12 protein-coding genes are annotated in these 12,441 nt (G+C 69.5%); 7 read left to right on the top strand and 5 right to left on the bottom strand.

The genetic code is table 11. The features are described 5' to 3' along the window. Positions 1-11: 11 nt before the first annotated feature. The gene (locus L1081_RS03145) at positions 12-743 is read right to left on the bottom strand and encodes a TrmJ/YjtD family RNA methyltransferase (RefSeq protein ID WP_489415153.1); all 732 of its coding nucleotides are present in this window, start codon (positions 741-743) and stop codon (positions 12-14) included. A gap of 121 nt (positions 744-864) precedes the next feature. On the opposite strand from L1081_RS03145, the gene L1081_RS03140 reads away from it, so the two are divergent. The 3 genes from L1081_RS03140 to L1081_RS03130 are packed head-to-tail and all read left to right on the top strand — an operon-like array spanning position 865 to position 5,221. Then, positions 865-1,920: an inositol monophosphatase family protein gene (locus L1081_RS03140; protein WP_489415152.1), complete on the top strand. Its 1,056-nt coding sequence runs from the start codon at positions 865-867 to the stop codon at positions 1,918-1,920. Next, on the top strand, positions 1,920-4,160 hold the full coding sequence (locus L1081_RS03135; protein WP_489415151.1) for an FUSC family membrane protein: 2,241 nt from the start codon (positions 1,920-1,922) through the stop codon (positions 4,158-4,160). The genes L1081_RS03140 and L1081_RS03135 overlap by 1 nt, the downstream gene beginning before the upstream one ends. Further along, a complete protein-coding gene (locus tag L1081_RS03130; RefSeq protein ID WP_489415150.1) occupies positions 4,160-5,221 on the top strand; it encodes a mechanosensitive ion channel domain-containing protein in 1,062 nt (353 codons plus the stop codon). Before L1081_RS03135 ends, L1081_RS03130 begins: the two co-directional genes overlap by 1 nt. Before the next feature lie 19 nt (positions 5,222-5,240). Here the strand turns inward: L1081_RS03130 and L1081_RS03125 are convergent, their stop codons facing one another. Beyond that, positions 5,241-5,699, bottom strand: a complete 459-nt coding sequence (locus L1081_RS03125; RefSeq protein ID WP_489415149.1) for an Lrp/AsnC ligand binding domain-containing protein — start codon at positions 5,697-5,699, stop codon at positions 5,241-5,243. Positions 5,700-5,805: 106 nt separating this feature from the next. Here L1081_RS03125 and L1081_RS03120 point away from each other — a divergent pair, with 106 nt between their 5' ends. Then, positions 5,806-6,429 carry a LysE family transporter gene (locus L1081_RS03120; protein ID WP_489415148.1) on the top strand — a complete coding sequence of 208 codons (624 nt, stop codon included), beginning with the start codon at positions 5,806-5,808 and terminating at the stop codon, positions 6,427-6,429. On the opposite strand, the gene L1081_RS03115 is transcribed toward L1081_RS03120, so the two are convergent. Together L1081_RS03115 and L1081_RS03110 are read right to left on the bottom strand one after the other, a co-directional pair. Continuing rightward, the gene (locus L1081_RS03115) at positions 6,402-7,655 is read right to left on the bottom strand and encodes a DUF418 domain-containing protein (RefSeq protein WP_489416853.1); all 1,254 of its coding nucleotides are present in this window, start codon (positions 7,653-7,655) and stop codon (positions 6,402-6,404) included. The two genes, L1081_RS03120 and L1081_RS03115, sit on opposite strands and share 28 nt — an antisense overlap. 17 nt (positions 7,656-7,672) lie before the next feature. Beyond that, positions 7,673-8,641, bottom strand: a complete 969-nt coding sequence (locus tag L1081_RS03110; RefSeq protein ID WP_489415147.1) for a LysR substrate-binding domain-containing protein — start codon at positions 8,639-8,641, stop codon at positions 7,673-7,675. A 125-nt stretch (positions 8,642-8,766) separates the two neighbouring features. Here L1081_RS03110 and L1081_RS03105 point away from each other — a divergent pair, with 125 nt between their 5' ends. Continuing rightward, entirely contained in the window at positions 8,767-9,789 is a 1,023-nt protein-coding gene (locus L1081_RS03105; RefSeq protein WP_489415146.1) for a tripartite tricarboxylate transporter substrate-binding protein, read from the top strand. Here the strand turns inward: L1081_RS03105 and L1081_RS03100 are convergent. Next, on the bottom strand, positions 9,761-10,285 hold the full coding sequence (locus tag L1081_RS03100; protein ID WP_489415145.1) for a MarR family transcriptional regulator: 525 nt from the start codon (positions 10,283-10,285) through the stop codon (positions 9,761-9,763). The two genes, L1081_RS03105 and L1081_RS03100, sit on opposite strands and share 29 nt — an antisense overlap. A 107-nt stretch (positions 10,286-10,392) precedes the next feature. Between L1081_RS03100 and L1081_RS03095 the strand changes: the two genes are divergently transcribed. Both L1081_RS03095 and L1081_RS03090 read left to right on the top strand, forming a co-directional pair. Then, positions 10,393-11,397, top strand: a complete 1,005-nt coding sequence (locus L1081_RS03095) for a tripartite tricarboxylate transporter substrate-binding protein (RefSeq protein ID WP_489415144.1) — start codon at positions 10,393-10,395, stop codon at positions 11,395-11,397. A gap of 43 nt (positions 11,398-11,440) precedes the next feature. Then, positions 11,441-12,433 (top strand): tripartite tricarboxylate transporter substrate-binding protein, encoded by a 993-nt coding sequence (locus L1081_RS03090; RefSeq protein ID WP_489415143.1) that lies wholly within the window; start codon positions 11,441-11,443, stop codon positions 12,431-12,433. The last annotated feature ends 8 nt before the right edge of the window (positions 12,434-12,441 follow it).

Below are 12,441 nucleotides of genomic sequence, written 5' to 3'. Positions count from 1 at the left end.
ATGGGGTTTTGTCAGCCATGGCGCGGCCCGCGCGCCGTATCGGCCATGGCCTTGGCAATGCCGCGCAGGATGTGGATCTCCTCCGGCGTGGGCTGGGCGCGGTTGAAAAGCTGCTGCAGCCGCGGCATCAGCTTCTTGGGCGCCGCCGGATCCAGAAAGCCGATCTCCACCAGCGAACGCTCCCAGTGGTCGAGCATGCCGGCCACCGCCTTTGCATCGGCCGCCTCGATGGGCGCCGTGGCATCGCGCACCTCGTAGCCGCCCAGGGCAAGCCGCCATTCGTAGGCCACCACCTGGATCGCGGCCCCGAGGTTGAGCGAGCCGAACTTCGGATCGGTGGGGATGCTCAGCGCCACGTTGCAGCGGTACACGTCTTCATTGCGCATGCCGAAGCGCTCCGAGCCGAACAGGAAGGCCACGTGCTGGTCGCCCTGCTTCGCCAGCGGTTCCAGGTGCTCCCGGGGCGTGCGGGTGGGCGGTCCGAAGTCGCGCGGGATCATGGCGGTGGCGCACAGGTGGGTCACGCCGTCGAGCGCCTCGTCGAGCGTCTCGACGATGCGGGCGTTGGTCAGCACGTCGAGGGCGCCGCTCGCGCGCTGGATGGTTTCCTCGCGCCGCAGCACGTTGGCCCACCTTGGGGCGACCAGCACCAGGTCGTCGAAACCCATGGTTTTCATGGCGCGGGCGGCGGCGCCCACATTGCCGGCGTGGCTGGTCTGGATCAGGATGAAACGGGTGCGCATGGCGGGGTTGGGAGACACAAGGCGGCGGAGCCGGTAAAATGCCCGATTCTCGCCGCCCGCATCGCCGGACCGCAGGGTCGCCTCCAGGGGACCTACCCCACCGTTCTTCTCACAATCCAGAATGTCGTCCCCCAACCTGCATCCCATGCTCAATGTGGCCGTCAAGGCCGCACGCGCCGCCGGCGCCATCATCAACCGCGCCGCCCTCGACGTCGAGGCCGTGCGCATCTCGCAAAAGCAGGTCAACGACTTCGTCACCGAAGTCGACCACGCCAGCGAGCAGGTCATCATCGAAACGCTGCTTGGCGCGTATCCGGGGCACGGCATCCTGGCCGAGGAATCGGGCACCCAGCATGGCGCCCAGGATTCCGAGTACGTCTGGATCATCGATCCGCTCGACGGCACCACCAACTTCATCCACGGCTTCCCGGTCTACTGCGTGTCCATCGCGCTGTCGGTGCGCGGCAAGATCGAGCAGGCGGTCATCTACGACCCGAGCCGCAACGACCTGTTCACCGCCACCAAGGGCCGCGGCGCCTACATGAACGAGCGCCGCATCCGCGTGTCCAAGCGCACCCGGCTCAGCGAATGCCTGGTGTCCACGGGCTTTCCGTTCCGCAGCGGCGACAACTTCAAGCAGTACCTGGCCATCATGGCCGACATGATGCCCCGCATGGCGGGCCTGCGCCGCCCCGGCGCCGCGGCGCTCGACCTGGCCTACGTGGCGGCCGGCTTCACCGACGGCTTCTTCGAGACCGGCCTGAACCCCTGGGACGTGGCCGCGGGTTCGCTGCTGGTCACCGAAGCCGGCGGCCTGATCGGCAACTTCACGGGCGAGCCCGACTTCCTGGAACAGCGCGAATGCCTGGCCGGCGCACCGCGCATCTACGGCCAATTGGTGCCGCTGCTCGCCAAGTATTCCAAGTTCGCGGGCATCGACGACAAGATGCGCGCCAGCGACCGCGTGCGCGCCGTGTCGGCCGCCGCGCGGCCCGGTGCCGACGAATCGGTCGACCTGTACGCCCGCAGCACCGTGACCGACCTCACGGCGGCGCCGCTCGACGGCGAGGCGCCCGCGGCCGCACCGGCCGCGCCCGTGCAGCGCAAGCTCACGCGCGTGCGCCGCGACGCGCCTGCAGGCGGCGGCTCCTCCGAAGGCGACGCTTCCGCCAAGTGATGCAGGGGCCAGGTGCCGCCCTCCGGTTCCGTGCGGCGCTGCGCATTGCGCTGAGCCAGTACGTCGCCAGCGGCCTCACGGTCGCGCTCGGCCTGCTCGTCATCTCGGCCGGTGCGCATCTGTGGCTCGGTGCCATCGCGGCCTCCACAGCCGCGGTGGGCGTGATCGTCACGGCCCCGCCCGACCTGCCCGGCCCGCGCCGCGGCAAGTTCTTCCAGATGCTGCCGGCCCCGCTGATCGGGCTGCCGCTTTTCTTCTTCGTGCAGCTGCTGCACGCCGCGCCGATCCGCCTCGGCCTGGTGCTGGTGCCCGCCACCTTCGTCGCCTTCCTGGCCATGGCGTGGGGCAAGCGGGGCATTCCCATCGCCATCGCGGTGATGTTCTCGATGATCTTCTCGATGGCCACGCCCGCGCCGAGCGGCATGGCCGAGGCGCTCGAGCGCACCTGGCACTTCGGGCTGGGCGCCGGGCTCTACGTGATCTGGGCCACGCTCGCCAACCATGCGCTGAATTCGCGCTTTCGCGTGCAGTCGGTCTCGGACGTGCTGTATTCGCTGGCCGCGCTGATGCGCACCGAGGCCAGCCAGTTCACGCCACGCGACGACACCAGCGACATCCGCGAAACCCCCGCGCCTTTGCTGGGCCAGCTGCTGCGCGAGCAGGCCGCGCTGGCCGACCAGCTGCAGGCCACGCGCGACATCGTGCTCGAATCGCCGCGCACGCCGCGCCGGCAGCGGCTGGCCGCCATGCTGGTGATCGTGCTCGAGATGCGCGACCAGCTGCTCGCGAGCGAGCTCGACCTGGACGCGCTCAAGAGCCATCCCGCGCATGCGCAGGCGCTCATCGAGATGCGCCGCGTGCTCGAGGAACTGGCCGACGACACCATTGCGCTCGGCGACGCGCTGCTCATGGGCCGTCAGCCCGAGGCGGTGGCCGACCGGCGACCGCGGCTCGCGTCCATTCATCTCCCGGGCGAGGATCATGCGCCGAGCCACGGCCTGCCGGGCCCGAACGCCGCCATGCTTGCGCGCGGCCTGGCCAGCCGCATCGGCCACATCAACGACGAGGTGCTGCGGCTGTCGGCCATGGCGCGCGGCGATGCCGAACCCAACCTTGCGGTGGTGCGCGCCAACTGGCAGATGTTCGTGAGCCCGACCGACTGGTCGCTGCTGCCCTTTCTCACGCTGTGGCGCTGGGACGCGCCGCCGTTGCGCCACGCGATTCGCGCGGCGCTGGCCATCGCGGCCGGCTATGCGATTGCGGTGTCGCTGCCCTGGGGTTCGCACGACTACTGGATCCTGCTGACCATCGTGGTGGTGCTGCGCGGCAGCCTCTCGCAGACGCTGGAGCGGCGCAACAGCCGCGTCGCCGGCACGTTGCTGGGCAGCGTGCTCGCGGTTGGCCTGCTCTCCGCGCATCCGTCGCCGCTCATGCTGCTGGTCATCCTCACGGTGGCGCAGGCCATTGCGCACAGCTTTGCGGTGCGGCGCTACCTGATCACGGCGGTGGCAGCCACGGTGCTGGGCCTGGTGCAGGCGCACATGCTCAACACCGGCGCCGCGCCCATCTTCGCGCTGTTCGAGCGCATTGCCGACACGCTGATCGGCGCCGCGCTGGCCTGGGGCTTCTGCTATGTGCTGCCCTCGTGGGAGCGCGGGCAGATTCCAGCGCTGGTGGCGCGCACGCTCACCGCGCAGGCGCGCCATGCACGGCTGGCGCTCGGCCTGGGCCAGCTGCAGGCCGTCGACAGCAGCCCCGAGCTCGAATGGCGGCTCGCGCGCCGCGAGGCCTACGACAGCCTCTCGGCCCTGGTGCAGGCCACGCAGCGCTCGCTGTCGGAGCCGCGCGCGGTGCAGCCACCGCTGGAGCCGCTCGAACACCTGCAGGCGCACAGCTACCAGTTGCTGGCGCAGCTCAGCGCCGTCAAGTCGATGCTGGTGCTGCGGCGCGACCGGCTCACGGCCGCCGAGATCGAAGGCCCGCTCGCGCGCACCGCGCAGCGCATCGAGGCCGCCATCGGCACAGCGCCGACCACCGGCCCCTCGCTCCCCGAAAGCCCCGGCTCCACCACCGTGGGCGGCCCGATTCCCCTGCCCGACCCGTTCGACAACGACATCAGCCCCTGGCTGCTGCGCCGGCTCGACCTGGCCACGGCACTTTCGACGCAGCTGCGCGACGACGCGGCGCGCATTCTTCAACACCTGGACGAGACAACAGAAGCAACGCCCACCACCGCCTGATGAACCAAGAGCTTCTTGCCCACCCCTGGTTCGGTACCTGGCTCGCAGCCCTGATTGCCGTTCCGCTCGCGCTGCTGATTCACCGCATCGGCGGCCTCGTGCTGAAACGGATCACCCGCCCCGCGCCCGCGGTGCACGCAATGGTGATCAACTGCAACGCACCGGCGCGGCTCGTGCTGCCGCTGGTGGCGCTGCTGCTCATCTTCCAGGCCGCGCCCGAGGACCTGCGCTTCCTCGGCAGCGTGCGGCATTTCAACGGCCTGCTCCTGATTGCCGCGACCACCTGGCTCGCGGTGCGGGCCATCAGCGGCTTTGCCGACGGCGTGCTCGCGCAGCATCCCTCCGACGTTGCCGACAACCTGCAGGCGCGCCGCGTGCTCACGCAGACGCGCGTGCTCGCGCGCACGGCCATGTCGGTGGTGCTGGTGGCCGGCGGCGCGATGATGCTCATGACCTTTCCCGGCGCGCGCCAGGTCGGCGCCAGCCTGCTGGCCTCCGCGGGCGTGATCGGCATCGTGGCCGGCCTGGCCGCCAAGCCGGTGTTCAGCAACCTGATTGCCGGGCTGCAGATTGCGCTGGCCCAGCCGATCCGCATCGACGACGTGCTGGTGGTCGAAGGCGAATGGGGCCGCGTCGAGGAGATCACGGGCACCTTCGTGGTGCTGAAGATCTGGGACGACCGGCGCCTGATCCTGCCGCTCAGCTACTTCATCGAGAAGCCGTTCCAGAACTGGACGCGCCATTCGTCGCAGCTGCTCGGCTCGGTCTTCATCTACGTGGATTACGGTATGCCGCTGGCGCCGCTGCGCGAAGAGGCCGAGCGCATCGTGAAGGCGGCGCCCGAATGGGACGGCCGCTTCTTCAACATGCGCATCACCGATGCGACCGAACGCAGCATGCAGGTTCGCGTGCTGTGCACCGCCGCCACCTCGGGCCTGGCCTTCGACCTGCGCTGCACCGTGCGCGAAGGACTCCTCGACTTCATGCAGCGCGAGTACCCGCAGTTCCTGCCGAAGATGCGCGTCGAAGCCGATCCGCTCCAGGGCGCGGCGGCAGGCTGAAGAAGCGCGCCGCGGCGCGTCACCCGGACACGGCGCCCGCCGGCGCCGCCACTGCGCGCGCCGGGATCGGCACCGACATGACGATCGATGTGCGCGTCTCTCCCAGGTGGTTGATGCTGCTCACGAAGGCCTCGAGATGCTCGATGTCCCGCGCGACCACCTTCAGCACATAGGAGTCCTGCCCGGTGACGTGAAAGCACTCGAGCACTTCGCGCCGGCCATCGAGCAGCTTCAGCAGCCGGGCCTTGTCGGGCTGCGCGGTCGTGATGCCGATCAGCGCCGTCACCGTATAGCCCGCCTTGCGCGGCGGAACCACCGCGCGGTAGCCCTCGATCACGCCGGCCTCCTCGAGCCGCTTCACACGCTCCGAGGTCGAGGGCACGGACAAGCCCACCTGCCGCGCCAGCGCCGTCAGCGAGGTGCGCGCGTCCTGCTGGAGCGCGTCGAGGATTTGCCAGTTCTTGGAGTCGATTTCCATGAATCTAAGGTGCAGTTGGGAATTTCACTTCCGATTTCAGGCTGGGCACGCTGCACGCCTGAATTTCGCCATTCTCGCTACCCAGCCTGCCCCGAACAATTCAGGCATGGACTTTTCTCTTCTCCTCAAGGCCCTGGTCATCGGGCTGTCGATCGCCGCACCCGTGGGCCCCATCGGGCTGCTCTGCATCCAGCGCACGCTCGCGCACGGCCGCGCCATCGGTTTTCTCAGCGGCCTCGGGGCCGCGCTGGCGGATGCGTGCTACGGCGCGATCGGCGCGTTCGGCGTGTCGGCGGTCATCTCGTCGATGGTGGCGGCGCGCGTGCCGCTGGCGCTTGGCGGCGCGGCCTTCCTGGCGTGGATGGGCGTGCAGCTGCTGCGTGCACCGGCCGCCACGCAGGCCTGCACCGCGCAGGACGCGGCCACGCCGCTGAAAGCCATGCTGTCGGTGTTCATGCTCACCCTCGCGAACCCGATGACGATCCTGTCCTTCGTCGCGGTGTTCGCATCGATCGGCACCGGACATGCGAGCAGCAGCAGCGGCGCCGCCGTGACGATGGTGGTGGGCGTTTTCCTTGGGTCGGCGCTGTGGTGGCTGGGCCTGTCGACCGTGGTGTCGATGGTGCGGCACAAGCTCGGTGCGCGGGTGCTCCAGTCCATCAACCGGCTGTCGGGCGCGCTGCTGCTGGGTTTTGCCGTGTTTCAGCTCTCGGCGCTGCTGTCGCGCTGAGCCGCATGCCGGCGCCGCCGCATCGGCGGCCACTCGAGGTTGGTGAACGCCCGCAGCAGCCACTCCGCCGGGCCGTAGGCAAAGCGGTGCATCCACCACCGGCTCAGCGCCAGGTTGCCCGCGAAGATGGCGAACGCGACTGCGAATGTGGCCAGCGGCCCCATCGTTCCGATCCAGCGCAGCCCGTAGGCAAGAAAGATCCACGCGCAGGCCGCCGATTGCAGCAGGTAGTTCGACAGCGCCATGCGCCCCGCCGGCGCCAGCAGCTGCACCAGCACCCGGCCGCCGCGCCCGCGCTGGAACACGAGCAGCATGCCGGCCGCATACGCGGCAGCCAGGAACGGCGCCGTCAGCAGCGTGACCGCGAGGCCCTGGATGTCGCGCACCGGGTCGTTCAGCCGCAGGGTCGGCCAGGCGTAGGCCAGCGCACCCGGCAGGCCGATGACAAGGCCCCACCAGAACATCCGCCGCAACAGAGTGCGATGCGCTTCGACATGCGCGAGGAGCCCGCGCTTGCCGGCGATGAAGCCCGCGAAGAACATGGCCAGCGCCTCCGGCGCCTGCACCAGCCCTGTGATCCACCAGGTCTGAGAGAGATCGCGCAAGTGCTGCACGATCACCATGGCGGGCGTGGCGCGGTAGGCGGCCAGCGCCGCGGCGGCTTCGGCATACGCCGCCTGCGTTGCCATCAGCATGTCCATGTGCGTGTACATCTGGCCGACGGCAGCCCACAGCAATGAAGTGAGCAGCACCAGCGCGATGCCCGCGCACGCCAGGAACACATCGCCGCGCCTGCGCAGCATGAGCAGCACGGCGCCCAGCACCGCATAGGTGGTGAGGATGTCGCCGTAGTAGAGGAGCACGGCATGCACGACGCCGATGACCCACAGGCCGACGTGCCGCCGCACCATGCGCGGCACGAAAGCTTTTCCGCCGCGCTCCGCCGACCGCATCTGCAGCGTGAAGCTGTAGCCGAACAGGAAAGAGAACAGCAGGTAGAACTTGGTCTCGAACACGAAGGCCCGCACGAACGATGCGCCGCGGTCGGCCAGCGAGAGCGCCATCGGATCGGGAATACCCAGGCCGTAGTAGGTCGATGCGAAGCTCGCGATATTGACCACCAGGATGCCCAGCAGCGCGAAGCCGCGCAGCGCATCGACCATCTGCTGGCGTTCGTTCGGGGCGGCGGCGCCCGGGCTGTGCGCGGGAGAGTTGTGAGGCGCCATGTCTTTGGGAGCGGTGTTCATGCGGTATTCCCGAGTCTGGCACCAGCCCGGCCCCCGCGCGCCGCGGCCGCGACAATTCCGCGGATCGCCTCGACCAGCAGCCGCGCGCCCTCGCCCGCTTCGCCGCCGCGCTGCACCGTGAAGCCCACCGGCCCTTCGGTGCTCGAGGTGTCGATGGCCACGCGCTTCAACACGCCCTGCGCAATGAAGCCTTCGACGGCACCCTGCGGGGCGAACCACACCGCGTCGCAGCGCTGCAGCAGCCCGACCACGAAACTGGTGTCCGTCGCCTCCACCAGTCGGCTCGGCAGCGCCATGCCCTGCGCAATCAGGAAGGCATCGGCCGTGTGCCGGATCAGGGTGCCCGAGACGGGCAGCACCAGCGGATGGGCGGCCAGCGCATCGAGCGTGGGCTTGCGCCGCGCGGCGAGCGGATGGCCGGGTCGGACCACCAGCAGCAGCGGCTCGCTGTAGAGCTGCTCGAACGCCAGGTCGGCCATGGCCGAGGCCTGCGCGAGCCGGCCGAGCACGAGGTCGATCTCGCCCTGGCGCAGCTGCGTCATCAGCTGCGCGTTGGTGCCGCTCACCACGCGCACGCGCAACGCCGGATGCGATGCATACAGCCGAGCGATGGCCTCGGGCAGCAGGTTGGCCGCCATGTTGGGCAGGGCGCCCACGGCCACGCGCAGCTGGTCGGCTTCGGGCTGGTCCATGGCCAGGCCCATGCCTTCGCGCAGTCCGCGCAGCGCGGAGACGGCATGGCGCACCAGCACCTCGGCCGCCGGCGTGAGCTCGACGCCGCGGCGGCGGCGCAGCAGCAACTGGCGCCCGACGATCTCCTCGAGCTCGGCGATGGTCTTGGACACCGCGGGCTGCGTGAGCGACAGGGCCTTGCCCGCGCGCACGAGGTTGCGCTCCTGCGCCACCATCACCAGGCATTGCAGGTGGCGCAGCTTGAGGCGCGCAAAGTTGTTCATGGCTGACATGGGTGTCTTCCCTGTGAAGCGGCCGCTCAAATATAACCAGATGGAATAGCTGGCAGAAGAGCTTTCAGTTGTGCGGGCCGCTTCCGCCTTCTAGAGTGGCCCCCGATACGGAGACAAGCAAAGACATGACCACCGGTTTCTCGAAGAAGAACGCCCAGGGCGCATCGCGCCGCCTGGCCCTTGCCGCCGCAGTCACCTGCGCTGCGCTTTCCCTCGCCCTGGGCAGCCCGGCCGCGCACGCCGACGCGGCCTACCCCGCCAAGCCGGTGAAATTCATCACCAACTTCCCGGCCGGCGGTCCGCTCGACATCCTCGGCCGCGCGCTCGGCGACGTGCTGCAGAAAGAGCTCAAGCAGCCCTTCGTGGTCGACAACCGGCCAGGCGCCGGCGGCAACATTGGCGCCGATCTCGTGGCCAAGAGCCCGGCCGATGGCTACACGGTGCTGCTGAGCATCGACAGCACCTTCACCATCAACCCGCACCTGTATGCGTCGATGCCCTTCGCGGCCAGGGACCTGAAGCCGCTGATGATCTTCAGCTCGTCGGGCCTGAGCTTCGGCGTCGGTCCCGCCGTGAAGGCGAAGACGCTGCCTGAATTCATCGCGCAGGCCAAGACCAAGGCGACCGAGGCCGCCACCTTCAGCTCCGCCGGCAACGGCAGCCCGGGGCATCTTGCGTCCGGCATCTTCTCGACCGCGACCGGCGCGAAGATCACGCACGTGCCCTACAAGGGCAACGCGCCAGCCGTGATGGCGCTGCTGGGTGGCGAAGTGCAGGCCGGCATCCTCGCCACGCCGGGCCTGCTGCCCCAGGTGCAAGCCGGCAAGCTGCGCGCGCTGGCCGTGACCGGCCGCCAGCGCTCGCCGCTGCTGCCCGAGGTGCCCACGGTGGGCGAACTCGGCCTGAAGGACCTGGAGTTCGAGGTGCTCTACCTCGCGATGGTGCCGGCAGCCACACCCGAGCCCGTGGTGCAGGTGCTGCGCCAATCGCTGCAGAAGGCGCTGGCGCTGCCCGAGGTCAAGGCGCGCCTGGCTTCGCTCGACATGGTGGCGCTCGGCGAGACCGGCGCCCCCGCGGCCGAGCGCCTGGCAGGCAACCAGGCGCGCTACGGCCGCATCGTCAAGGCGACCGGGATGAAGGTGGACTGATGCCGCCCGCCCCGCGGCGCCCGCGGTCGGCCTTGGGCAGCACCGCCTTTTGCACCATGCGCTCGGCCTGCGCCTGCAGGCGGTCCAGGAATCCGTCCAGGCGCGCCGCGTCCTCCTTGTCGAGCGCTTCCATCAGCTCGGCATTGATCTTGGTGACGAGCGGAAAAAGCTCCTCGTACAGCGCCTGCCCGCTCTCGGTCAGGCCCAGCAGCACCTGCCGCCGGTCGCCCGCGCGGGCCACGCGCGAGACCAGCTGTTTTTCGACCAGCGAGCCGACCGCCTTCGAGGTGCGGGCACGGTCGAGCTGGGCGTGCTCGGCCAGTTGGGAGGAGCCCAGTTCGCCGCGGCTCGCGAGCACCGCGATCAGCCGCCATTCGCGCCGCGTGATGCCGAAGCGGCCCTCGCACAGCCGGATCACCATGCCGCCCGCCACCCCGACCAGCCGCGAGAGCCGGTACAGCAGCAGGTCGTCCAGCGAACGGCGTGGCGCGGTCATTCGGGGTTAGTCCGGGGGATGGTTGATTAGATCAATCGAATGTAGCGTCTCTAAAGTCCTTCGGGATCCACAAAACCAATCCCAGAAGATCCCGGAGACACCGCCCCATGCCCAGCACGCCCCTTTCTTTGAGCTTCGACCGCCGCCGCGCACTCGCCGCGCTGGGCGGACTCGCCCTGGCGCCGCTCGCCCTCGATGCGCAGGCCCAGGCCTTCAGGCCCGGCCAGCCGGTCAAGGTGCTGATCGGCGTGCCCGCCGGCGGCACGCAGGACGTGCTGACGCGTGCCATCGCGCAACAGGTGCGCGACGCATTGGGCCCGCTCATCATCGACAACCGCGCGGGCGCGGCGGGCCGCATCGCGGCCGAAACCGTCAAGACGGCCGCGCCCGACGGCCACACGCTGCTGCTGGGCACGGCCAGCATGATGACCATGTTCCCGAGCGCGTACCGCAGCCTGCCGTACGACCCGATCAAGGATTTCGTGCCGATCATCAACGCGGCGCGCTTCGAGCTGGCCCTCACCGTCCACAAGGACGTGCCCGCCAACACGCTGGCCGAATTCATCGCCTGGGCCAAGGCGCAGGGCGACAAGCTGAGCTTCGGCTCCTATGGCGCGGGCACGCCTTCGCACTTTCTCGGCGAAATGCTCAACCGCGCGGCCGGCCTCAAGATGGTGCACGTGCCCTATCGCGGCTCCACGCCCGCGCGGCAGGACCTGATGGGCGGCACCGTGCCCGTGTACTTCGACACCGTCGGCGGCGCGCAGCAGATGCTGCCCACGGGCCGCGCAAAGGTGCTGGCTACCAGCGGCGAGAAGCGCTCGCCGCTCATGCCCAACCTGCCGTGCTTTGTCGAGGCTGGCTACAAGGACGTGGTGGCCACCGCCTGGTTCGCCTACTATGCGCCGCTCAAGACGCCGCAGGCCACCATCGACACGCTGCGCGCCGAGTTCACCCGGGCCGTCAACGCGCGCGAGGTGCGCCAGCTGCTGCTGCAGAACGGCATGTACCCCGTCGGCGACGGCAGCGAGGCGCTGCTGAAGACCATGCGCGAGGACACCGCGCGCTGGGCGGGCATCATGAAGGCCGTGAATTTCCAGGCCACCGACTGAACCAACCGAACGAACGAACGACCGAACGAGGAGGAACCCCGACATGCCCAAGACCGCCCCCATCACCCGCCGCCTTGCCGCACTGCTTGCCGCAGCCGGCTTCATGGCATCCATCGCCGCCGTGCCCGCCAGCGCGGGCGCGCAGACGCTCGACAGCCCGCTGCACATCGTCGTCGGCTACGCCCCAGGCGGCGCCACCGACCGCGTGGCGCGCATCGTCGGCGACAAGCTCGGCGCGAAGCTCGGCGTCCCGGTCATCGTCGACAACAAGCCCGGCGCGGGCGGCCGCCTTGCCGCGCAGCAGGTCAAGAACACGCCCGCCAGCCAGAACGTGCTGATGCTCGCCAACCCGGCCGTGATGGTGGTGGCGCCGCTCGTCTTCAAGGACAACAACTACGACGCCGAGCGCGACTTCGTGCCCGTGTCGCACGTCAACGCCTATGACTTCGCGCTGTCGGTGTCGCCCACGCTGCCGGTGCGCGAACTGAACCATCTGCTGGCGTGGATGCGCGCCAACCCCAACCAGGCCAACGTGGGCGTGCCGGCCACCGGCAGCCTGCCGCACTTCTTCGGCCTCATGGTGGGCGAGAAGGCCAAGGTGCAGACGCAGGTGATCGGCTACCGCGGCTCGGCCCCGCTGCTGAACGACCTGATCGGCGGCCAGGTGCCCATTTCGGTCGATACCGAGGACGTGGTGCTGCCCCAGCACAACGCCGGCAAGCTGCGCATCCTCGCGCTCTCGGGCGAAAAGCGTTCGCCCTTCGCGCCGAACATCCCGACCTTCAAGGAGGCCGGCCTCGACCTGGCCGCCACCGGCTGGAACACCTTCTTCGCGCCGGCCAGCATGCCCAAGGCCAAGGCCGAGCGCCTGGCCGCCACCATCCGCGAAGTCATGCAGGATGCGGACACGCAGCGCAAGTTCAAGGACGCCGGCATGACGCCCGTGGTGAGCACGCAGGCGCAGACCGCCGCGATGCTCAAGGCCTACAAGGCGCAATGGGCCCCCGTCGTCCAGAAATCCGGCTACCAGCCCTGAGCCTTTCC

The sequence above is a fragment of the Variovorax sp. MSC1_012 genome, assembly GCF_023667525.1.
Taxonomy (GTDB): domain Bacteria; phylum Pseudomonadota; class Gammaproteobacteria; order Burkholderiales; family Burkholderiaceae_C; genus Variovorax; species Variovorax beijingensis_B.
Note: the sequence above shows the minus strand (reverse complement) of the source record. Positions and strands in the feature narration are given on the sequence as shown.

What these genes read in the sequence shown, in the direction of transcription:
- L1081_RS03140 (WP_489415152.1), top strand. Translation starts at nt 865, where the DNA reads ATGTCGTCCCCCAACCTGCATCCCATGCTCAATGTGGCCGTCAAGGCC.
- L1081_RS03125 (WP_489415149.1), bottom strand. Translation starts at nt 5,699, where the DNA reads ATGGAAATCGACTCCAAGAACTGGCAAATCCTCGACGCGCTCCAGCAG.
- L1081_RS03100 (WP_489415145.1), bottom strand. Translation starts at nt 10,285, where the DNA reads ATGACCGCGCCACGCCGTTCGCTGGACGACCTGCTGCTGTACCGGCTC.
- L1081_RS03145 (WP_489415153.1), bottom strand. Translation starts at nt 743, where the DNA reads ATGCGCACCCGTTTCATCCTGATCCAGACCAGCCACGCCGGCAATGTG.
- L1081_RS03110 (WP_489415147.1), bottom strand. Translation starts at nt 8,641, where the DNA reads ATGTCAGCCATGAACAACTTTGCGCGCCTCAAGCTGCGCCACCTGCAA.
- L1081_RS03095 (WP_489415144.1), top strand. Translation starts at nt 10,393, where the DNA reads ATGCCCAGCACGCCCCTTTCTTTGAGCTTCGACCGCCGCCGCGCACTC.
- L1081_RS03090 (WP_489415143.1), top strand. Translation starts at nt 11,441, where the DNA reads ATGCCCAAGACCGCCCCCATCACCCGCCGCCTTGCCGCACTGCTTGCC.
- L1081_RS03120 (WP_489415148.1), top strand. Translation starts at nt 5,806, where the DNA reads ATGGACTTTTCTCTTCTCCTCAAGGCCCTGGTCATCGGGCTGTCGATC.
- L1081_RS03115 (WP_489416853.1), bottom strand. Translation starts at nt 7,655, where the DNA reads ATGGCGCCTCACAACTCTCCCGCGCACAGCCCGGGCGCCGCCGCCCCG.
- L1081_RS03105 (WP_489415146.1), top strand. Translation starts at nt 8,767, where the DNA reads ATGACCACCGGTTTCTCGAAGAAGAACGCCCAGGGCGCATCGCGCCGC.
- L1081_RS03130 (WP_489415150.1), top strand. Translation starts at nt 4,160, where the DNA reads ATGAACCAAGAGCTTCTTGCCCACCCCTGGTTCGGTACCTGGCTCGCA.
- L1081_RS03135 (WP_489415151.1), top strand. Translation starts at nt 1,920, where the DNA reads ATGCAGGGGCCAGGTGCCGCCCTCCGGTTCCGTGCGGCGCTGCGCATT.